Raw genomic sequence first — 22,769 nt, forward strand, 5'->3', positions numbered from 1 at the left:
TCACTATAAGAGGCCAAGTAAATAGAAGACAAAAAAGCGACCAATTTCAATTAGTTGCTTTTTTGTCTGTATTGTTCCAACCTTCAAACGATAAATACTAGGAGTTACAATCTGTCCAAATATCAAAACCTTTATAATTGTTAACTGAAAAATTTGAATGATATCATTTTTTTATTATTAGCTTAATAGAGATGTGGTGGTATTCCTATTAAATGATTTTAACAGCAGAACTGGATTTGAAATATATTTACCTGAAAAATCAGATAAATAATGATAAATAGAAAGAACATTTAATTATAGATATAGTTTTTCAGTGAGTGAAATATAATTTGTGTTATCAAATATTTACATAGGAGGCAATTATATGAATTAAAATCCCCGCTTAAGTTTTATTAAAAAATAAAATAATAGTTATTATTCTAGTTGTTATAGAAAGGACGAAGAGAATGTCAATAGTTCAGCGTTATACAACGACTACAAATGGTGCGATGACGTTTACAGGTAATACGCTAGGATTTGGTTCGAATAATCCTAGCTATAATGACATTGGAGCATTCATTACGTTGGATCTTACCCAACAAGTCCCAAGTTATCCAATAGGTAGTACATTGAATTGGAAATTGAATGCTTCTCAAGCAGTTCTGAAATTTCCTGTAGCTAGTGAAGTGCTGTATGCAGAGTTGATTTGGGGAGGTACCTCAAAATTTAATGCAGTGGATGTTACAGGAGATATTAACGTTCCCATTTCCTTAACTAACCCACAAGGTTCAATACAAACAATATCTCCTGATGCGACAACGGCCCAAGTAGTAGTGCATGAAAATCACACATTTTATATTCGTACAGCTGATGTTACTAAACTAATAAAGGCGAGTGGGGCAGGTTCTTATACTGTAAGTGGGGTACCAGCCACAATCCAACGGCCAAGTAAAAGTAATGCAGCAGGATGGACACTTGCTGTTATATATAAAAATCCTTCTTTACCTTCACGAAATATGAACTTATATGTTGGTGTGGCATCTGTTGAAAGAGGGAATGTAGTGGATCAAAAAATTAAAGGTTTTGGGACACCTGAATCCAAGCCGTTTCAGGCAAGAGCTTTATTGACTGCTATCGAAGGCGATAGTTTCATTTCTAAGGACCAATTTTTATTTGGTCCATCCCCAGGCCAATTACAAGCCATTTTTGGACCGAATAACTTAGTGGATAACTTTTTCGCTTCACAGATTAATGATGATGGTGGAAATTTAGATACTAGTGGGACAGCGGGAAATAGTAATGTAACCCCAGGGCAAAAACAGTCTACACAGCGCTATGGCTGGGATATTACGAATGTGGATATTTCAAACGCCATGGAAATCTCACAAACTGAAGCGATTGCTCGGTTCAAAACAGATATGGACGGATTCATCCTTTCTGGATTAGGGATTCAAATTGATGTGAATAGTCCGGAGCTCAAGATAGACAAACAAGTGGATAAAGATATAGCAATAGTCGGAGATGAGTTAACTTACACAATTTTAGTAGAAAATAGTGGACTAGTAGAAGCTCAGAATTCCATTTTTAAAGATATTCTTCCAGATGAGTTAGAATTTGTGCAGAACAGCTTAACTATCGATGGGCAAGCCAAACCCGGAGAAAATCCAGCTAAAGGAGTCAATATCGGATTTGTAAGCATAGAAGGGCCAGTCGAGATCATATTTAAAGTGAAAGTGATTGCAGTCCCTACAGATGGAAAGGTGACTAATACGGGTAAGCTGGATTACGAGTTCCAAAGTGCAGCGGGTTTACCTCTCACATCAGGATCTAGTAGCTCAAATGAAGTAAATACTATCATTAAGCATGTACAAGTCGATCTCGTGAAAAGTGAAGATCGTTCGGTTTACGATAAAAAGGGAGATATTATCACCTACACGCTCGATATTACCAATAATGGAGATACTTCAGTAAATGCAATTTCTATTAAAGATGTCATACCTACAGGAACGGTACTCGTTCCAGGGAGTTTAAAAGTAAATGGTGCACCGGTGCTTGATGATTTAACAACAGGAATTCCTCTTGGTACATTAATTCCTGGCCAAACAGCTGTGATTACATTTCAAGTAGCGTTACAGAGTCCGTTGCCAGTGAAAGTAGATAACCAAGCAGAGGCAATTTATCAATTTCAGCTGAAACCAGGTAGCAATGTGCGTGAGGAAATAGTAACAAGTAACCTAATTACGGCGTGGTTGGAGACCGATTGTCAAAAAGCACAAAATCAGATTTTTGAATCAGTAGCACAACAAGAGCTCGGTTTGATGAAAATCCTTCAAGCAGAAAGTGTAAAAGTACAAGAAGCGGTAAAGGCATTTGAAGAAGAACGAATCTCTGCCCAAGAACTTGCTAGGATTAATCAGAGTGTCGAAAAAGTAGTCCAAAAAGCTACACAGTTGGAGAAATTATTAAAAGATAAATTAGAAATTGCTAAGCAGATTTGTTGTTAGTAGATTAATGAGAAAGAAGCACAAGAATTTATAGCTTTATTTAGATTGAAAAGGGGGAAGAATATGCCATTTATTCATCGTTTCACCCAAACAACCAATGGTGCGATTACATTTACAGGAAATACATTAGGTTATGCAGATGGAAGTACAGATATTGGGGCTTTTTTGACAACAGATAGTTCTAAACAAGTGTCAGGCTATCCAGCTGGAAGTACAATGAACTGGCAAGAAAATTCCTCTTTGGCTATGCTGAGAATCCCTGCAGACAGTGAAATATTGTATGCCGAGTTGATCTGGGGTGGATCGACTAAAGATCAATATACTGATGTTCGTTCAGCTATCAATACTTCGATTACTTTTACTACCCCAGCTGCTACTGTATCCATCGCACCAGATGCCTTCACTGCACGAGAAGAGTCCGTCTTTGGCGGTCAAGTTTTCTATGTTCGCTCTGCGAATGTAACTGAATTTGTACAAAAAGGTGGAGCTGGAACTTATATAGTAGGTGGTATTCCCGGAACGGTAAGAGATTGTACTTTTTTTCTAGCTTCTACCAATACAGTGGGATGGACGTTGGCTGTCGCTTATAAACATCCATTACTTAAAATTCGAAATATGAATATTTATGTTGGGTCTCAAGTGATTTCTATGTCTAATCCTCCAGTGGATGAGTTGATTTATAATTTTAAAACCCCAGAAGGTGGGGATATCCAGGGACGTGTCATGCTTACGGCACTGGAAGGAAACTCTAATCTTCCTGGCGATCGCTTTGAATTTGGTCCCAATCGTTCGTCGCTTTCGGTGATATCTGGTCCGAATAATCCTGGAAATAATTTTTTTGCGTCGCAGATTAACGATGATCTAGGAAATTTAGATACTAGTGGAACTGCTGGAACGCTCAATAAGCCTCTTGGATCAGACGGATTTGGCGTACGATCGGGTTGGGATATCACGAATGTAGATATTTCTCACACGTTGCATCATAGTCAAACCGAGGCAATCGCCCGTATTGCGACGGCGCAAGATACCTATTTGGTGAGTGGATATGGAGTACAGATTGACGCCAATAGCCCAATCGTAAAAATGAATAAGTCGGGGGATAAAAAACAAGCTGTAGTAGGTGAAATAGTAACTTACACTTTGGAAGTAAAAAATGATGGCTATGTAGATGCGACTAATGTGATTCTTCAGGACTACTTAGATCCAGAACTTGAATATTTACCAGATAGTTTACGAATCAGAGGTGCGGCATGGCCAGGACAAGATATTGCTAAGGGTGTGAACATTGGTACTTTGGCTGTAGGAGAAACAGTCCTCATCACGTATCAAGCGAAAATCATGAAAGAGCCTGATGATAAAGTGGTGCATAATCAAGCATCGATGATCTTTGATTTTCAGAGTAGACCAGATTTACCTATTTCGACAGCGACGAGTATTAGTAACAAACCTGGGATTGAAGTGATTGAGCCACCTACCTGTGAAGAAGGGAAAAATCAGATTATCCAAACGATTGCTGAGGCGGAACAAAGCATTGCTAGGATTATGCGGGCAGAAGCAGAAAAAATTGAAGTAGCTGCTCGTGCGTTTGGAGATAAGAAAATAGGAGTCCAAGATCTCATCGCTGTCAATGAAAGTGTGGAGGATATGTTAGACAGCCTAATCGTACTAGAATCAGTGCTTAAAGATAAACTCGCTGTTACCCAAGAAATTTGTGATTTTTGCTCATAACATCCATATATAATTTGATTCGATGATGGAAAGGGTGATGAAATATGTCTCAAAGTCGGGGGTATGTAAATATGAAAACTGAGGCGAATAGATTAATGGAGGATAGTCTGAAGATGGAAATAAATAAAAAAGTAAACAAAAATGAGGCAAAAGTAAAAGATATTTTGACTTATACCGTTCTTGTAACAAATATGGATCCGGTTGACGCACAAAACACTATCTTGAAAGATATCCTTCCAAAAGAGTTGAAGTTTGTTCCAGGTAGTGTTTTTGTGGATGGTGTGCCTCAACCTAGTGTGAGTGTAAATAATGGGATTAAGCTAGGAATGGTAGGAACAGGAGAACTGATTGAAGTGACATTTCAAGCGAAAGTAATCAATATTCCTCCAGATGAGCTAGTGAAAAATAAAGCCACCTTAAATTATGAATTTGAAAGTGCTTCTGGAACGCCTATCAAAAAAGGAGAAGCGGCCAGTAATATAACAGAGACAAAAGTGATTGTGCGTCCTCCTACTAACTGTGAGAACAATCAAAGTACCATTGAATTTTCAATTAAACAGGAAGAGAAGGCCATTCAGGAGTTACTGGATGCAGAAGCAGAAAAAATAAAGACGGCAAATCAAGCCTTTAATAGTGGCAGGATTACAAAAAATGAACAGAATTTGATTATTCAGAGTGAAAATAGTGTTTCTCAAACATTATCTACATTGAAACAAGAACTACAGAACAAGAGAAATACGATTCAGGATTTATGTAGTGGTTGTAAGTAGAGAAGAAGAGGATGTCTTACTTTCCCTCAGATGCTTTTGAAAAATAGGGAATCTGATTCATCACTAATAAGGTATGAATTACAGAAAAGAAAGGGAGAGGCACATGTCTAATTTTCCGAAAGTGAGTATAGAAAAGGAAGTAGACAAAATTGATGCGGTGGTAGGAGATATTCTAACATATACGTTTACCATTTCCAATGATAGTCTAATTGATGTTACTAATTGTCATTTTAAGGATTTTCTATCAGAAGAGGTGCAGTTTGTCCCGAATAGTGTGGAAATTGACGGTGAATCAAAACCTGGTGAAGATCCAACGAAAACGATTGTACTTGATAGACTATCCATTGAAGGGCCTATCATCATTACATTTAAAGTTGAAGTGATTAAACCTCATTCTAGTGGAGTGATTAGGAATAAAGCTTACATGGGTTCTCAGTATTCAGGTGGTTATGTAGATGCGGTCAGTAACGAAGTACAAACCAATGTGCCAGCAGGACGAACAACCTGTGAATGGTCACGTGACTTAATCATTCATTCCATCGCACAAGAGGAAAAAGGCCTAGCCACGATTCTTTACATGGAAGGCGAAAAGATTCAAGCAGCAATTAATTCATTTCGAGGTGGCCAGATTAAAGTGACGGATTTGCTAGCAATTAACAAGAGTGCAAAGAAAGCAGTTCAGCAAATTGCTAATCTGGAAAAAGAGTTGAAGAAAAAGTTAGATCAAGTTAAAGACCTATGTTGTGGTTGTAAGTAGGGATAGGAATAGATAAATAGAGAAAGGGTGAGAATCATGGCGTTTATTCAGCGATATTCAACCACGACTAACGGAGCGGTTACTTTTACTGGCAACACACTGGGTCTAAGTAATACCAATATCAGTTATACAGATATTGGTGCATTTATCACATTAGATTTGTCTAAGCAGGTACCAGGATATCCTGCAGGTACCACACTGGATTGGAAAGAAAATGCTTCTGCTGCACAGCTTCGCTTACCAACGGGAAGCATAGTATTATATGCAGAGTTAATTTGGGGTGGATCAACAAAAACGAGTACCGAGGATGTGACGAGTGAAATAGATCGGGCCATAACGTTAATCTCGCCAAAAGGGAGTACCCTCATTACGCCAGATCCGACTACGAGTCAGCAAGTAGCTCAGGCGAACCAAATATTTTATGTTCGCTCTGCCAATGTTACTAGTTTTATAGATGCAGGTGGGGCTGGTAATTATACTGTCAGTGGTGTACCAGCGACAGTACAAAGATATAAAGGGAACAACGTGGGGGGATGGACTTTATCTGTGGTTTATAAAGATCCTACACTGCCTCTTCGAAATATGAACATTCATGTCGGAACAGCATCGATTGAGAAAACGGGATCAGTAAGCCAGAAAATTTCTGGCTTCTCTACGCCTGAACTTGGTGATGTCAAAGCAAGATTGTTGCTAACCGCAATGGAAGGAGATTCAAAGATTCCAGGAGATCAGTTACTTTTTGGAAAAGATGCTTCTTCTTTAAAGCCCATCTCAGGTCCCAATAATCCGATTGACAACTTCTTTGCTTCACAAATTAATGATGATGCAGGGAATCTAGATACGAGTGGTACCTATGGGAATGTAAATGTCACACCAGGAAGTGCCGGACCAGCAGTTCGTTATAATTGGGATATTACCAATGTGGACGCTTCTACAGCTATGGAGAACTCACAAACGGAGGCATTAGTTCAACTGACTTCGAAATCAGATGGTTATATCGTGACAGGTCTGGGTGTTCAAATTGATGTGAATAGTCCAGAAATTAAAATTAATAAAGAAGTAGATAAAGAAGTAGATAAAGAAGCAGCTATCGTGGGTGAAATCCTTACTTACACTCTATTAATTGAAAACAGTGGAATGACCGAAGCACAAAAAACTATTTTAAAAGATACTCTTCCACCAGAATTAAAGTTTGTTGAAGGCAGCTTACAAGTCGATGGCGTTCCTATACCTGGTGGAGATCCGACAAAAGGAGTAGACATTGGTTCCATATCTATCGAAGGACCGACGGAAGTTACCTTTCAAGCCTTAGTATTAAAAGTGCCACCAGACAATAGAGCGGTGAATAAAGCTACTGTCGTGTATGATTTCCAAAGTGCCCCAGGCTTACCGGTCTCTTCAGGTACAGCAGATAGTAATGAAGCCATTACGGTCATTCGAAAAGTAGAGGTAGAGGTAGTGAAACGGCAAGACATGTCAGTTTATGTCAAGGCAGGTAACATTATAACCTATACCATTGAAGTTGCTAATACAGGTGATACACAACTGACCGATGTCGTAATTGAGGATCAAATTCCAAATGGAACGAAGTTGGTTCCAGGCAGTTTACAGATAGATGGGCGCCCTCTCTCAGGCAATATAGAAAGTGGCGTGAATATTGGTACGGTAGAGCCCGGGACGACGACAAGAGTCACCTTCCAAGTGTTGATTGATAACCCAGTGCCTAAGAAAGTGACAAACAAAGCAAAAGTTGATTATAAATATAAGCTTATTCCTGATGGACAAATTTATCGTAAAGTAGAAATGACGAATGAAGTGACAGCTATTCACGAAAGCAATTGTAAAGAAGCACAGAAGAAAATCGTGACAGGTATTGGAGAAGCTGAGTTAGCGGCTGCAGGAGTAATCGTAGCAGAAAAATTAAAAATACAAGATGCAATTCGGGCCTTCAACGAAGGGAAGCAGAGTGCAGAAGAATTACTCAATGAGAATGAACAGTTGACCCACAAACTAACAAAAATAATTTTAGACGAAAAATTGCAACAAGATACATTGCAAAAAGCAAAAATACTTTGTTGCGATGGTATTGAAGGGATTGACTACAGTGGTGTCTATATCATCAAAAATAAAGGAAGTCAAAAAGTATTAGATATATCTAGCGCCTCAATGGATAATGGTGTAAACGTCCAACAATGGGATTATAACGGCGGAGATCATCAAAAATGGGAACTAGAGAAGATGGCAGATGGGTATTATAAAATCAAAGCAGTTCATAGTGGGAAATTGCTTACTGTGTCCGGAGCTTCAAACAGTGATGGTGCGAATGTAGAACAATGGGAAGACATTGGTGGAGATAATCAAAAATGGAAAATCGAAAAAAATTCGGATGGAACGCTTAAATTGATAGCTAAGCATAGCGGCCAATTACTTGATCTGAAGAGTAGTATACAAAACAATGGTGCTAATATTCAACAATGGCCAGACAATGGTACAGATGCTCAATGTTGGGAATTGACAAAATTAAAATAATACTTTTTATAAAATAAAGTATGTGTTTCGATATAGTAGCACAAAGTAGAAGTATTTGCTTTTAATAAAAACGGTAGAATAAACTTTAAAAAGAAAAGACATGAGTCATTGAGAAGTATAGACTCATGTCTTTTTTGTGTTATGGTGTAAAAAATTATTTAATAGAAGAAATCGAAAATACATTTGATGAGGTAATCTTTTTAACGAATTCCCCGAAATAATTCTCCTTCCTCAAGCGTGTGAAGAGCGTAGCACAACGGTAGGTGGGAGATGAATTTCGGTTTGGCATAGCTAAAAGCTTTTGATAAACTAGCTATATGAAGTTCTTTGATAACTTGATATATGAGGTTGCAGGAAGAAAATTGAGTGCGAAAACCAAGCCATTCGGTTCCTGCGTAAAATATCAACCGTACCAAAAGAGCGTCCAAGCGTTGGACATCTAGGGATGGAACACCCCGAAGTAACGCTCAGGGAGACGAAAGGTTGCTTTCATCGTGGAACTGAGAAGCTCCCACTTCAAGCTTTGCTAAGTGGCGAGTAGTTCACGATACTCACCTTGTAAACCCTCTCATCTTTTATCTGTTAAGAAAGTTTGTAACAGAACCTAAAAATAAATATGAAAATTTGTGTTAATTTATTAACTTTAATATGATTTTTCGCTTCAATTATAGTATTAGCAATATGATTTTACTATGTTTATAGAGTATATATAAAAATTTAAGATGATAAACTATCTTATAAAAGGCTATTACCTAATCATTTATCTGAAAATTGCGAAAAGGTGTGTAGATAGATATTATTGTAAATACATATATAATTCATTTTAATTTTCTGACATTAATTATCGGTATTCTTATAATAATCTTTGGCGTATATTGTGATAAATACAATGTACGGTGTCAGTATTTAAAAGGTTATATATCATAACTTAAAGGGGGAAGAAAACTATGAAAATGAAGAGTAAGATGATCATGACAACAGCGCTTGCAGCTACTTTAGCTACAGGTGCATTACCTACTACATCGGTATTTGCTGCAGAAAAAGAAGCACCTATTCAACAAAAAGAGTCACAAATTAGTATTCAACCGTTTGCACAGAATAATTTGGAAACAGCTGTTAATGCTGCTTTACATGGTCCCGAAGTCAAAAAAATCAAAGTATTCGAGCACGAATTTAATGTAAAACCAATTGAAGTTGTAAATTTAGCTGGCGGTAAAAAATATGTTAAGGGACAAATTTCTCATCATTTAAGTTTTCGTCCAGATGATCAATTTTATTATGAGTTTACAGTACAAGATGGAAAGGTGATAGATAAGCCTGTATTTAATATTGATAGGGGTGGTTTTACACCATTTGTGGCTCCGCTTTTATCAATTCTTGCTGCGTATAATGGAATCCCAGTTAATCCAAACGATTTAAACTCACTTGGTCAACAGATGGGAAAAGTTATAGATGGAAGCTGGGAACAAGCAGCACAATCTATTGCCACTGTAGTTAGTTTAACTTTTAATGAGTAGAAATTGAAGGGGAAATAAGTTTTTGTTTAGTTTTGCAGAAGCCCATTTTTCGTAAGTATACTTGTTATAAAAAGCTTTTAAATAAATATAAAACATGTATTAACACACCTGTTATATTTTCTTAATTTGTTAACCATCTTGTCTATCATTATATGTCACAAAATAGGAGTCTTGTTTAAGACTTCTGTTTTGTTTGTATAAAAAATGAGTGGCTTCGATTCTTTTTAAGATCCGTGAAGTATGATGAAGAATGGTGTCTTTACATGTCTATGGTTCGGCTCTATGAAATTTGTATATGCATGAATCTGATGGTTGTTGGATGAACCGCTATGGCCCTTCAAAATTTCAAGTAACAGACCGCTATCAAAAAATATTTTTAAGCAGAAAATCTCATTATTCTGGGAAAAGAAGCAATGTATATTGTAAAAAAACGTACCTTATTTTATGAGACGAATCTATTAAAAATTAGGAGAGATATAATGAAGAAAATAAAAATGAAAAACATCTTAAAAAGTGGAATCCTTACTTGTTTTACACTTGCAAGTTTATGTACGACTTCTACAGTATTTGCTGATAGTCATCCAGGTTATTCCTATGAATCCAATATAGGCTATCAAAATCCAACATGGATGTCAAAACTAGAAGATACAAAAAGAATAAGCGAAGTATCTATCCCGGGGACTCATGGTTCAATGGCTTTACATGGGGCAAGTTTTATTGATGAAAATTTGACAAGAAATCAAACAATGACCCTATCTCAACAATTCAATGCAGGAATTCGTTATGTAGACATGCGTGTTAAACGTGTAAAAGATTCTTTTGCGATGCACCATGGAATTGTAAATCAAAAAGCAATGTTTGAAGATGTATTAAAAGAGACACTTCAATTTCTAAGAGATAATCCTAAAGAAACTATTTTAATGCGTTTAAAGGAAGATACTGATCCTGAAAGTGGCTCGCTATCATTCGAGGAAATATTTAAAAATTATAAAGACCGTAATGCTTCCTATTTTTGGGATCCGAATTCTGTACCATCCTCAGAAAAAAATAATCCTAAGTTAGGAGATGTTCGAGGGAAAATTGTAATATTACAAAATTTCTCGTCATCTCAAGAATATGGTATTAATTATGAATCTTTGAATACCCAAGATAAGTTTGAAGTTGGCACTGGACCAGACGGAATGTATGAAAAATGGAATGCGGTGAAAACCCATCTTCTAAATGCAAATAATAACTTTAACAATGGTAAGATCTATCTCAACCATTTTAGTGGCACGGGTGGTGCAGCAGCATTATTGAATAATTGTTACCCTTGGTTTGTCGCAAGCGGAAAAGAGAGCAGAAATACTAATAGTAATCCAAAACTGATTCAAAAAAATGTAACAAATGAATGGAGAGATTTCCCTCGAGACATAAATGGACAAGTATTTTATGGGGGAATGAATACACTTGGAACTGATTTCATACAACAAGGTGGTATTAAGCATTCTGGTATTATTGCTGTTGATTTTCCTGGACCAGGTTTAATAGATAGTATTATCAGATTAAATGGGATAGACTCAAGTGAAAAAGAAATATTAATTTCCCAAATTTCTTCTGAATCGAAGCCATTATCTGGACAAAAAAATCGATCAAGTCAAAACTTTAGCATTAATAATTTACCTACAGGAACAAAGGGGTTAAAATGGGTTATCGAGCCTACAGAAAAAGATAATGCATCTACTATTTCCTTCAATGTTATGATCGATGTTTCTCTGGGGACGGATTCTGTTCGTTGGGGAAACATTTCGAATGGATCTAAGACTGAAGCATATACAAATTCTAAATACTATATTGCAAACCCAAGTGGCGCAACTAGCAAATTTACAGTGAAAATATACGCTATTACAAATTAAGGTTTTATTGTAAAGTTTTTTAATAAGGGTAAGGTTCTTTGAACTACTCACCACTTAACATCCTCGCGGACTGTTTGAAGCGGTGAGTAGTTCAAATCAAAGCATAGTGAAGTATTGCTAGCTATGATTCGTATTCAATTTATGCTACGAACCTTATGGTCAACATGTACTGTCAAACTAGTTAAAAAAACAGGAAATAATATGTAATTATAAAAACTTATTGAAAACGCTAACATAGTTGGCTATAATCAGGGTATAAAACTTCAAATGGATTGTGACTGTTCGGCAGGCAAAACCTAAATTATGGTGAAACCAGATTTTGAAATACTGGATTCTAATTAATTTAGGTTTTTTTATACTCTAAAGTATGTAGCTGCTGCTGAGCAATCAATATCTAAAAACCTAATAAGGTGATGATATATGCTCATAAAAAAAGTTTTTAATAATAATGTTGCTTTGGTAAACCGAACTGGAACAGAAATGATTGTCATGGGTAAAGGAATTGCTTTTCAAAAAAAAGTAGGTGAATATATTGATGAATCCATAGTGGATAAAGTATTTGTGCTAGAGAAGGAAAGTCAAGTATCGAATAAATTATTACAATTAATTAATGAGATTCCTACGGAACACTTCGAGCTTACTACCCAAATTGTGGAATATATAAAGAAACAAATTTCTAACTCAATTAGTGATAATATTTATCTTACCTTAACTGATCATATTAACTTCGCAATTAATCGATTTCAACAAGGTCAAATTATTAGGAATCCTTTATTTTGGGAAATAAAAAAGTTTTATCCAGAAGAGTATAATGTTAGTTTAACAGCTCTTACAATAATTAAAGAACATACTGGATTTGAACTACCAGAAGAAGAAGCTGGTTCCATTGCCTTGCATGTAATTAATGCACAACAAGATAATATAGTAATGGAAGAAACCATTATGGTAACAAAAATAGTAGGAGAAATTTTAAAAATTGTAAACTACTATTTTGGAATCAAATTAGATGAAAAATCTCTGAACTATAATCGTTTTGTTACACATTTAAGGTATTTTGCTTATCGTCTCTCTCGTAATGAACAAATAGTAGAAGAAGATAGCTTATTATTTCAACAAGTTAAGGAAAGTTATCCGGAAGCTTACGGTTGTGCAAAGAAGATAATGGCACTTTTAAAATCTAACTACAATCAAAAACTTACAAAAAATGAGATTACTTATTTTGTTATTCATATAAACCGTGTTACTCAAAGAAAATAAAATTAAAATGATTAATTTACAGGATTGTGACTGTTTGGCAGGCAAAACCTGAGTTGAAGCTTATGTATATACATAATTTCAACTCAGGTTTTTTATATTTCTGATGCTACATTTTATAGCATTGATCCTTATCTAATCAAAAACCAAGAAATTCTCTTAGAAGAAACCTTTTGTTTCTCCAATTTCCTCTTTTTGTGTCCAAGGGGTTAAGCTTTTGAGTACAAATCTCTAAGGAAATTCAGGCTATCTTGATATATATAATAATTTTTAATAATAAAGGAGTGTGTAGAATGAAATATGAAAAATTATCAAAAAAGATTATACAAGGAATCGGAGGAAAGGAGAATGTCAAAAGCGTTGTCCATTGCGCTACGCGTCTTCGCTTCCAACTAAATAATAAAACGCTTTTAGACAAAGAAAAGTTAGAACATTTAGAAGGGGTACTTAGTGTTGTTGAGAGTACAGGACAAATTCAAATTGTAATTGGTTCAAATGTTGCAGATGTGTACAATGATTTAGTTCAAGTAGGAAACTTTAATAGTGGATCTGTTCAATCAAATAATCAACCAAAAGAAAAGGTAAAGCTCACAGCAATGATTTTCGAATTAATCTCTGGTACGTTTACACCGCTCTTAGCACCACTTGCTGGAGCTGGGATGTTAAAGGCGATATTAGCAGTATTAGTTATGTTTGGTGTTCTTTCTGAAAAAAGTGGTACGTATGGAATCCTAGCAGCAGCAGGAAATGCTATTTTATACTTTTTACCTGTTATGATTGGTATTACTCTTGCTATTAAACTTGGTGCTAATGGATATATGGGTGGAATTATTGGAGCTTCATTATTAGAACCGAATTTTACTAGTCTAATGAGCAATGGAGATACAACTTCATTCTTGGGAATTCCTGTCCTATTAATGGATTATTCTTCAAGTATCGTTCCATCCTTTATTGCTGTACTTATTTATGCACAATTGGAGAAGTTCCTAAAAAAAGTTATCCATAAAGATTTACAATTATTTCTTTCTCCAATGATTTCATTGATTATTATAGTTCCATTAACAGTACTAGCGTTTGGGCCATTCGGAATTTATGTAGGAAAAATGATTACCTCTAGTATTAACTTTTTAAGCGAACACAGTGGATTACTGACTGGTGCTGTGATTGGAGGTACAATGATTATTTTAGTTGTCTTTGGACTTCATTGGGCACTCATTCCAATGAGTATCGAAAACTTAACGAATGGTGGAGATCCAATAGATCCAATGTGGGCAGCAAGTACATTTGCACAAATGGGAATCGCTTTAGGGATTTTCCTGAAAACGAAAGACAAAAAACTAAAATCTCTAGCAGGATCTACTACAATTACTGGTTTACTTTCAGGTGTAACAGAACCAATTATTTATGGCTTAATTTTAACTCATAAACGTACCCTAGCTTACGTCATTATTGTTGGTGCTATCGGAGGCGCATTTATTGGGTCATTTAAAGCCGAAGCGAAAGCGTTTATGCTGCATAGTATTTTTACACTAGGTGGTTCTACCACTCCATGGTTACCTTATTTTTTAATGATCTTACTTACAGTTGGTGGAGCTACACTGCTTACTTATTTCTTTGGATATGAAGATAAACCTTCAAAACAGAAGGGAAAGATGGAAGGGGAACCTAAGCAGCTGAGTAATCCTAATAACACGAAAAAAGTATTAAACAAACAAATAATTAACAGTCCATTATCTGGACAAGTCATCCCATTATCACAAGTAAACGATCAAGTATTTTCATCCGAAGCAATGGGTAAAGGTATAGCCATTGATCCTAATAAGGGTGAGGTGATTTCCCCAGTAAACGGGACTGTGACTACTATGTTTCCAACTGGACATGCAGTGGGAATTACCTCAGATGATGGAATCGAGATTTTAATTCATGTAGGAATTGATACAGTTCAATTAGATGGAAAGTATTACACTAAGCTTGTAGAAACAGGAGATTCAGTGTCGATGGGGCAATCTTTAATTCAATTTGAAATCGATAAAATTAAAGAAGCTGGATATGAAACAACGACACCTATTATTGTGACAAATAGCAATCAATTTCTAGATATTATTCAAACGACGAATCAATCCGTCTCAACTAATGCTAATTTATTAACAATAGTTAAATAGGGGGTATTAAATATGAAACCATTCACTAAACCGTTTCCTGAAAATTTTTTATGGGGTGGAGCAACAGCAGCGAATCAAATTGAAGGGGCTTATAAAGAAGGTGGAAAGGGTCTTTCTACAGCAGATGTACTACCAAATGGTGTCTTTAGCCCACCAAATTTCTTACTAAATGGAGATTGCCCTTATCATACTGCAATTGACTATTATCATAACTATAAACAAGATATTGTTCTCTTTGCAGAAATGGGATTTAAATGCTTCCGTATGAGTATAGCATGGACTCGAATTTTTCCAAATGGTGATGAGTCTCAACCAAGTATAGAAGGATTAGCTTTCTATGATCAAGTATTTGCCGAATTGAAAAAATACCACATTGAGCCTATCGTAACAATATCTCATTATGAAATGCCTCTCAATTTAGTGAGAAAATATGGAGGATGGCGAAATCGTAAACTTATTGATTTTTATTTAAATTTTGCCACTACTTTATTTGAACGCTATAAACACGTGAAATATTGGTTGACGTTTAATGAAATTAATTTTGTAATTCATGCTCCTTTTACTGGTGGGGGACTCGAGTTTAAAGAAGGGGATCATAAGCAAAATATACAGTATCAATCGGCTCATCATCAATTTATCGCAAGCGCTTTAGCTGTAAAAGCAGGTCATGAAACGATAAAGAATAGTAAGATAGGTTGCATGCTTGCCTATGCGCCAACTTATCCGCATACTTGTAATCCTGAAGATGTATGGAAAGCCATGATGTTAGATCGTGAAACAGTATTCTTTACTGATGTTCAAGTTCGAGGGTATTATCCGTCATATACTGAAAAATATTTCGCTGAAAATCAAATACAAATCACAATGGAACCTGGTGATGAGGAAATTCTCTCATCCCATAAAGTAGATTACCTAGGTTTTAGCTACTATAATAGCGGTACGGCATCTGCTTCTCCTGATAAACATGAAACTTCTGCCGGTAACTTACAGGTTGGCGGTGTTAAAAACCCATACCTAAAGGTCTCAGATTGGGGATGGGAAATTGATCCAAAAGGTTTACGCATAGCCTTGAATTTGTTATATGATCGATACCAAATACCTCTATTCATTGTTGAAAATGGTTTTGGAGCAATAGATGTACTAAATACAGAAGGTACAGTACATGATGATTATCGAATTAATTATTTGAAATCTCATATTATAGAAATGAAAGAGGCCATCGCTGATGGAGTCGATTTATTAGGTTATACTACATGGGGACCAATTGATTTAGTAAGTGCATCAACAGCAGAAATGAAAAAGCGTTATGGATTCATCTATGTAGATAAGGATAATGATGGAAATGGAACCCTAAAACGTTATAGAAAAAAAGTTTTGCATGGTATAAAAATGTTATTGCCTCTAATGGTGATAATTTGGATTCATTTTGAAATTAAATTTTAACACATTATCCGAAAAAATTCTCTTTCCTCAAGCGTGTACAGGGGGATAGCCCAACGATAGGTGGGAGAAATCTTTCGGTTTGGTGCAGCCAAAAGATTTCTGATAAACTAGAAACGGTTCTGTTGTAAAGTTTCTTAACACATAAAACGGTGAGGAAATTACAATTGAATTTTATGAAGCCGCTATTAATTTTGTAATACGTTACACGACGAAAAGACGAGGTCTGATTGAAGACTTCGTCTTTGTTTATTTCGTTGGAATCTATAATTAAAGAGTATAAAGAGAAGAAATAAAGTAAAGTATGAACCACCTAACTAACACATATTACTTCATAATGCACTTAGTAATTATATAATTTTTATATAGATATATGGTTTATTATTTTGCAGTAGGGGGGATTTTGAAAAAGAAAGAAGAAGCATATTATCTGCATGTGTGCTAAAGGACAAAATTACGAAATTCATTAAAATAGAACCATGGCGTTCATTGAAAGAAGAAATGAATGTTTTAGGTTTCACGGACAGTGATATTTTTTAAGTTCAAATGGTATTATATGATCCGAATAAAGGCAATAAGCAAAAATAAAAGCAAGATAATAGGGATCACGCCACATTGCTATTAAGCTAAGCGTATATAAGTTTAAGCTCTTTTCAGCACCTTTTACATCTAATTTGATTCATAACAGATGGGTGTCATAGACCACCAAATAAAAACACAGGGTTTTATCTCTCTGTTTCTTCAAATTTTCGTTCTTGAATATATGCTTTAGCATGAATAATGTCTTCCTGAAGTTCTTTTAATTCTTTCATAGATTCTGATTCAATAGTCATGTAAGCAGTAACTAACCTAATCATCATATCCATGTTCTCTACTATATTTTGAATGACCTGTTCAGCTTGCTCTTTTTTAGGGTGTTGTATTGCTTTTAACGAATTCCCCAAAAGAATTCTCCTTCCTCAAGCGTGCGAAGGGCGTAGCCCAACGGTAGGTGGGAGATGAATTTCGGTTTGGCATAGCCAAAGACTTTTGATAAACTAGCTATATGAAGTTCTTTGATAACTTGATATATGAGGTTGCAGGAAGAAAATAGAGTGCGAAAACCAAGCCATTCGGTTCCTGCGTAAAATATCAACCGTACCAAAAGAGCGTCCAAGCGTTGGACATCTAGGGGTGGAACACCCCGAAGTTACGCTCAGGGAGACGAAAGGGTACTTTCGTCGTGGAACTGAGAAGCTCCCACTTCAAGCTTTGCTAAGTGGCGAGTAGTTCACTATATCTTCCATATAATTGTTCTTTCTTTGCTTGATATCATAAATAAACTGTTTTGTGTTTGAGTTCAGTTGTTTTTCCTCCGTTTTAGATTTCTTTCTATTCTATCATATTTGAATAGAAAATATTGGATTCCCCTACATTTACACCTGTCTTATACATCTCCTCAATTATACAAACTAATTCTTTAACGTACAGGGAACTAATCGAAACGTGTTAATTTTGTGTATAAACGTACAATTTTCTTTTTTGGATATGGTGAGGCCATGCCCATCAACTTAAGAAAAATAAACGCCCCAAAAACGAAAAAAATGAACTGACTTCTCAAAGTAGCTACCTGTAGAGAAGGAAAATTTTCGTTTAGGGGGTACTTCAAAACCTTAGCTTGCTAGCGATGTGTTCCATTCTCCAAAATACATATTGGTTCCTGCGGTTATATATTCTAATGCTAGTATTTTTCTATATAGATGGTAGCAAATTAAAATTCATACTAAATAATTTGTAATATATGAAGATGCGTATAATTAAAAATTTATATATTTTTTGATTTTAATATTTAAAACTTATGTATACATGTTACAATATAGTTCTCCAATTTATTGTATTCTTCTATTTAGAATTTATGGTTCAGTAATCCAATAAAAAAGTGGCTGTAGTAACTAGATTTATTAATGAAGTGAAGAATGTAGAGTAGTTTAAAAAGCCATTAAGTAGAATTATCCAGGGGATATATTCACTTAGTTAAGTTTTAGAGAATTTCTTATGGTAAGGATTTCATACAATTTAATTAGGCCTAAATTAAACCTTTTATCCAATCAAAACTAAAAACCATTTTAATAGAGTGAAGTATATATTTAATACGGTTTATTTGGAATAATTCTTATTTTTATATTTGCTTAAAATAGAAAAATAACATACTTGAAAGGGGGATAAATAAAACTCCGCTTGTGAAAGCTAAATTGCTATCTCTGAAGATGCATGTAAAAGGATATAGTAGTAAGTTCATTTCAAATGATACCATAAATAATTGTAGAAAAAGATAAAGGAGTAAACATTTAAATAAATAATATGAGTTGTAAGAATGAAAAGGAGAAGAAAATCGTGTTTAATATAAAAAAAAGATTGGAACAAATAAAGCTAAAAACGAAGTTGTCTATGGCATTTATTGCAATATTAATTATACCTAGTCTTATTGTAGGAATAACATCTTATGATGAGGCGAAAACAGATCTTAATGAAACAATTCTACAAACAGCAAAAGATAATGTAAGTATTTTAGATAAGATTGTTGATGATGAATTAGAAAACAAATATATAGATGTAACTTATTTTGCAAAATTACTCACACAAGGCAATTATGATCCTGATCAATTACAAAATGTGCAGAGTAAATTTGAACAATATATACAGTTACATCCAGAGATAGAAACAATTTATTCCGCATCCAGTAACAATCAATTTATTCATGCGCCTGTTGGAGAAATACCAGAAGGATTTAATCCGTTAGAAAGTAGTTGGTATAAGGATGCTGTAAAAGCAAATGGTGAAATTATTGTTTCATCTCCGTATAAATCAAAGGCTACTGGAAATATGGTAATAGCAGTTGCTAAACAAAATGAAGATAAAAGTGGTGTCATTGGTATGGACTTGAATATTGATGATATCGTAAAAACATCTAAAATGATAAAAATAGGAAAGCAAGGTTTTGTAGCTATAGTGGGGCAAGATAAAACTATAGTCGTTCATCCAACATTAAAACCTGGTGAAAAATTAGAGAAATCTTTAGCAGATGAACTTTATAAGAAAGAAGATGGAGAGATTACGTATAGCCTCAATGGTGAGGATCGAAGCATAAGCTTTAAGACAAATAAAAAAACAGGTTGGAAAATAGCTGGTGTAATGCCTACGAAAGAAATTGAAGAAGCTACCAATCCTATTTTTTATAAAACATTTGCTATAATAGGAGCTTCTTTATTATTAGGTGGAATTATAATTTTCTTCATTCTTAGATCTATTATTAATCCACTAAGACAATTAGTTATTTCAGCTCAAAGAATTAGTCGAGGAGATTTAACGGAGAAAATTGATATTCGTTCAAAGGATGAACTTGGTCAATTGGGTGATAGTTTCAATGCAATGGCAGAGTCTTTACGCAATATTATTTCACAAATTAACACATCTGCAGGACATGTAGCAGCTTCTTCTGAGGAACTAACTGCTAGTGTAGAGCAAGCAAGTGTTGCAACAGAACAAATTACAAAAGAAATGGAAGAAATTTCACATAGTGCAGAAGTTCAAAATAATGAAGTTGAGTCCGGAGCTAAATTAATAGGTGATGTAACACGAGATATTCAATGTGTAGCTGATAATGCTTCTGAAGTATCGACCTCATCTTTATACACAAAACAAAAAGCATATGAGGGGGAACAATTAGTAGAACAAACTGTAACACAAATGCAGTCTATACATAATTCTGTTTCCCAATCCGATAATGTAATTAAATTATTAGATAAGAAATCGCAGCAAATAGGCACTATATTAGAAGCGATTCAAAATATTGCTGAACAAACAAATCTATTAGCACTAAATGCGGCGATTGAGGCGGCTAGGGCAGGAGAACAGGGACGTGGATTTGCAATTGTTGCGGATGAAGTTGGGAAATTAGCGGAACAATCAGGACAATCTTCAATGGAAATTGGAAAATTAATTAAAGAAATACAATTAGATGTACATGAGACTGTAAAAGCTATGAATGAAGTAGGAATAGAAGTACAGTCGGGAATTAAGGTAGCGAATGATACAAAACAAAGTTTTTATGAGATTTCAAATTCAGCGAATGATATCGTTTCCAAAGTACATGGTATGGTGGACCTATCAAATAAGATGACATTTGATGCAATGCAAGTCGATACATCTATTAATCAAATAGCAGTAGCTGTAAAAGAGAACACCACAAGTATGCAAACTATAGCTGGTTCATCCGAAGAACAACATGCTTCCATGGAAGAGATAAATTCTTCAGCAATTCAATTAGCACAAATGGCCGAAGAATTACAGGAGTTAATAGGTGGATTTAAAATGTAAAATTTTGGTATACCCTTAAATTATTGAAATTATTAAAACACATAAGGTTTTATAAGAGTGTATGTTGAATTATTTTGCAATATACGCTCTTATTTTTTGTTTTTTTACAAAAAAACCTAAAATTAGAACGGATAATTACATTCATAAGTGAAGGAATTATAGCAGAAGAATACAAAACAATACCGAGGAATATTAGAAAGGAATTTCATGTAGAATGTAACTGCTCGATAATGAAATGTTTTGATAGACGTTATTTTGAGTAATAGTTGTAGAACAATTTTCGAGCAAAAAGAGGCGAATTCAATGGATTGGTTAGTTGGCTGTAATTTCGCTTTCTTTAAGTGATTAAGTAAAAATGACATAATAAATTGGGATGGAAAATTGATATTATTTATATATTTATTTGTAAGCCCAGTTGAACGGAAAAATACTGTGTAAGTATTTTTGTGAACATTTGGTGAGCAGTATCATCAATGTGATAAATCACATATTAAGAATATAATAATGTTAAAAGCAAGTGATCGTTATCACCACTTGCTTATGAGGTCTCTAAATAATGAAAATCAAAAAACATACTAAATAGAGTGAACAGGCACCTCATAGATAATATGTACTTCAATTATTAATTCTAAACATTGAGCAATTCTCACGCGTATTGAGTAAAAAATGTGGTTATGATATTTTTGAATAATTTTACATATTGTTTTGAATAAGTTAATTTTATTTTGAATATATAATTACTATAAATAAATATTAGAATTCGAATAACGGACATAATTTCCCCATATTCACTGCATAAAATTTTGTTAAACTCTGAAATTCAAGAGGTAAATTATTCTTTATCATTGTAGTTCTTTTTTTATACGCTACTCTAAAATGCGTGTAATTATTAGAAATATGAATATGGGAAGAGGAGGGAGAACTTTTATTTCATTTTGATAGATTGAATTTTTTTCATGAAGATTCACCCTTTCTTTTTGTACTATATTCACATTTAAAAGGCCTTTACTCATATGAGTAAAGGCCTTTTTCAAGACAAAGAAACCTTGTTAGGAAAAAGCTAAACAAGTCGTTTTATCATAAAGGTCCCCCTCATTGAGTTTTAGCACTGTACAGCATAGGTTTAAAACCAGCTACCTTAAGAAGGGCCTTAATTCGACCGTTCCTGTTGACCCATTGGCGTCTCTCGACATTTTTGGGTAGCAGCGTTTCTCTATACAGGAGCCTCACCTAACAGAGACATATTTTATTTGCACTAATAAGCAAATTAAATGTTGTGTGTTTATCTAATGTGAAAATAATAAGTTTAAAATTCATCCCTTTTCAAGATACAGATTATATCGAAAGTGAGAGGAAATCAAGTTGAAATTTTTGTTATCTATCGGACGTTTTTGTTTTAAATATTTTATTTTTACACCAATATTCAATTATAAAGCGTCAGGACACGTGTAATAATAAAAAAAATTAATTTAATAGTTTATAGTTTAGAAAATTTAGCGCATGAATTGTAAAGTTCGTTGTATAAATATAAATTAGTATACAGTTGTTTATATCTATGATTTGGGAATGGTATGATATCAAAAAATGAAGAAATAAGTTTTATTATTACTTGACAAGCTCAAAAATAGTGGATATGCTTTAACACGAAACGAACAAAAATTTTAAATATTTATAACCTGTTAGGTGAGGCTCCTATACAAACACAGGCTATTGCCCAAAAATATCGAAAGATGCCAATGGGTAGAACAGGAATTGTCGGATTAAGGCTCTTCTTAAGATAGCTAAGTGATGAATGATTCATCCTTTACGTTGTATAGTGCCAAAACTCAACTAGGGGGAATGAGCTTTATTTAGCTATGTCTTTTTTAAATCAACCTC

Annotated in this window: 11 protein-coding genes, 1 pseudogene and 2 riboswitches; of the genes and pseudogenes, 11 read left to right on the forward strand and 1 reads right to left on the reverse strand. The window is 34.6% G+C overall.

Features of this window, described 5'->3' with window-relative positions:
- Positions 1-446: 446 nt before the first annotated feature.
- The 10 genes and pseudogenes from JFU20_RS02065 (at position 447) to JFU20_RS02110 (ending at position 16,525) form a co-directional block, all read left to right on the forward strand.
- Entirely contained in the window at positions 447-2,483 is a 2,037-nt protein-coding gene (locus JFU20_RS02065; RefSeq protein ID WP_201038262.1) for a DUF11 domain-containing protein, read from the forward strand.
- Positions 2,484-2,546: 63 nt separating this feature from the next.
- Positions 2,547-4,211, forward strand: coding sequence for an alpha-helical endospore appendage domain-containing protein (locus tag JFU20_RS02070; protein ID WP_002193452.1), 1,665 nt, complete (start codon positions 2,547-2,549; stop codon positions 4,209-4,211).
- A 44-nt stretch (positions 4,212-4,255) separates the two neighbouring features.
- A complete protein-coding gene (locus JFU20_RS02075) occupies positions 4,256-4,981 on the forward strand; it encodes a DUF11 domain-containing protein (protein ID WP_151304213.1) in 726 nt (241 codons plus the stop codon).
- Between the two features lie 103 nt (positions 4,982-5,084).
- On the forward strand, positions 5,085-5,738 hold the full coding sequence (locus tag JFU20_RS02080; RefSeq protein WP_078205712.1) for a DUF11 domain-containing protein: 654 nt from the start codon (positions 5,085-5,087) through the stop codon (positions 5,736-5,738).
- A gap of 36 nt (positions 5,739-5,774) precedes the next feature.
- Positions 5,775-8,267, forward strand: a complete 2,493-nt coding sequence (locus tag JFU20_RS02085) for an RICIN domain-containing protein (RefSeq protein WP_201038263.1) — start codon at positions 5,775-5,777, stop codon at positions 8,265-8,267.
- Between the two features lie 947 nt (positions 8,268-9,214).
- Positions 9,215-9,784: a hypothetical protein gene (locus tag JFU20_RS02090; protein WP_002069635.1), complete on the forward strand. Its 570-nt coding sequence runs from the start codon at positions 9,215-9,217 to the stop codon at positions 9,782-9,784.
- 479 nt (positions 9,785-10,263) lie between these two features.
- Positions 10,264-11,679, forward strand: coding sequence for a phosphatidylinositol-specific phospholipase C (locus JFU20_RS02095; protein WP_201038264.1), 1,416 nt, complete (start codon positions 10,264-10,266; stop codon positions 11,677-11,679).
- A 420-nt stretch (positions 11,680-12,099) separates the two neighbouring features.
- Positions 12,100-12,936, forward strand: coding sequence for a BglG family transcription antiterminator LicT (licT, locus tag JFU20_RS02100; RefSeq protein ID WP_033707505.1), 837 nt, complete (start codon positions 12,100-12,102; stop codon positions 12,934-12,936).
- A gap of 290 nt (positions 12,937-13,226) precedes the next feature.
- On the forward strand, positions 13,227-15,095 hold the full coding sequence (locus JFU20_RS02105; protein WP_078205716.1) for a beta-glucoside-specific PTS transporter subunit IIABC: 1,869 nt from the start codon (positions 13,227-13,229) through the stop codon (positions 15,093-15,095).
- 12 nt (positions 15,096-15,107) lie between these two features.
- Positions 15,108-16,525: pseudogene (locus JFU20_RS02110) on the forward strand (6-phospho-beta-glucosidase).
- A gap of 735 nt (positions 16,526-17,260) precedes the next feature.
- On the opposite strand, the gene JFU20_RS02115 reads toward JFU20_RS02110, so the two are convergent.
- Positions 17,261-17,479, reverse strand: coding sequence for a hypothetical protein (locus tag JFU20_RS02115; protein WP_078205718.1), 219 nt, complete (start codon positions 17,477-17,479; stop codon positions 17,261-17,263).
- A gap of 1,429 nt (positions 17,480-18,908) precedes the next feature.
- Between JFU20_RS02115 and JFU20_RS02120 the strand changes: the two genes are divergently transcribed.
- Complete coding sequence (locus JFU20_RS02120) at positions 18,909-20,891, forward strand: methyl-accepting chemotaxis protein (RefSeq protein ID WP_201038284.1); 1,983 nt, start codon at positions 18,909-18,911, stop codon at positions 20,889-20,891.
- A 1,081-nt stretch (positions 20,892-21,972) separates the two neighbouring features.
- A riboswitch (M-box (ykoK) riboswitch) is annotated at positions 21,973-22,136 on the reverse strand.
- Between the two features lie 423 nt (positions 22,137-22,559).
- A riboswitch (M-box (ykoK) riboswitch) is annotated at positions 22,560-22,736 on the forward strand.
- Positions 22,737-22,769 lie beyond the last annotated feature (33 nt).

The organism is Bacillus sp. TH30, from assembly GCF_016650875.1.
Classification (GTDB): domain Bacteria; phylum Bacillota; class Bacilli; order Bacillales; family Bacillaceae_G; genus Bacillus_A; species Bacillus_A mycoides.

Excerpts from the sequence above, each read along its gene's own strand:
- JFU20_RS02095 (WP_201038264.1), top strand. The coding sequence starts at position 10,264 with ATGAAGAAAATAAAAATGAAAAACATCTTAAAAAGTGGAATCCTTACT.
- JFU20_RS02080 (WP_078205712.1), top strand. The coding sequence starts at position 5,085 with ATGTCTAATTTTCCGAAAGTGAGTATAGAAAAGGAAGTAGACAAAATT.
- licT (WP_033707505.1), top strand. The coding sequence starts at position 12,100 with ATGCTCATAAAAAAAGTTTTTAATAATAATGTTGCTTTGGTAAACCGA.
- JFU20_RS02065 (WP_201038262.1), top strand. The coding sequence starts at position 447 with ATGTCAATAGTTCAGCGTTATACAACGACTACAAATGGTGCGATGACG.
- JFU20_RS02075 (WP_151304213.1), top strand. The coding sequence starts at position 4,256 with ATGTCTCAAAGTCGGGGGTATGTAAATATGAAAACTGAGGCGAATAGA.
- JFU20_RS02105 (WP_078205716.1), top strand. The coding sequence starts at position 13,227 with ATGAAATATGAAAAATTATCAAAAAAGATTATACAAGGAATCGGAGGA.
- JFU20_RS02090 (WP_002069635.1), top strand. The coding sequence starts at position 9,215 with ATGAAAATGAAGAGTAAGATGATCATGACAACAGCGCTTGCAGCTACT.
- JFU20_RS02070 (WP_002193452.1), top strand. The coding sequence starts at position 2,547 with ATGCCATTTATTCATCGTTTCACCCAAACAACCAATGGTGCGATTACA.
- JFU20_RS02085 (WP_201038263.1), top strand. The coding sequence starts at position 5,775 with ATGGCGTTTATTCAGCGATATTCAACCACGACTAACGGAGCGGTTACT.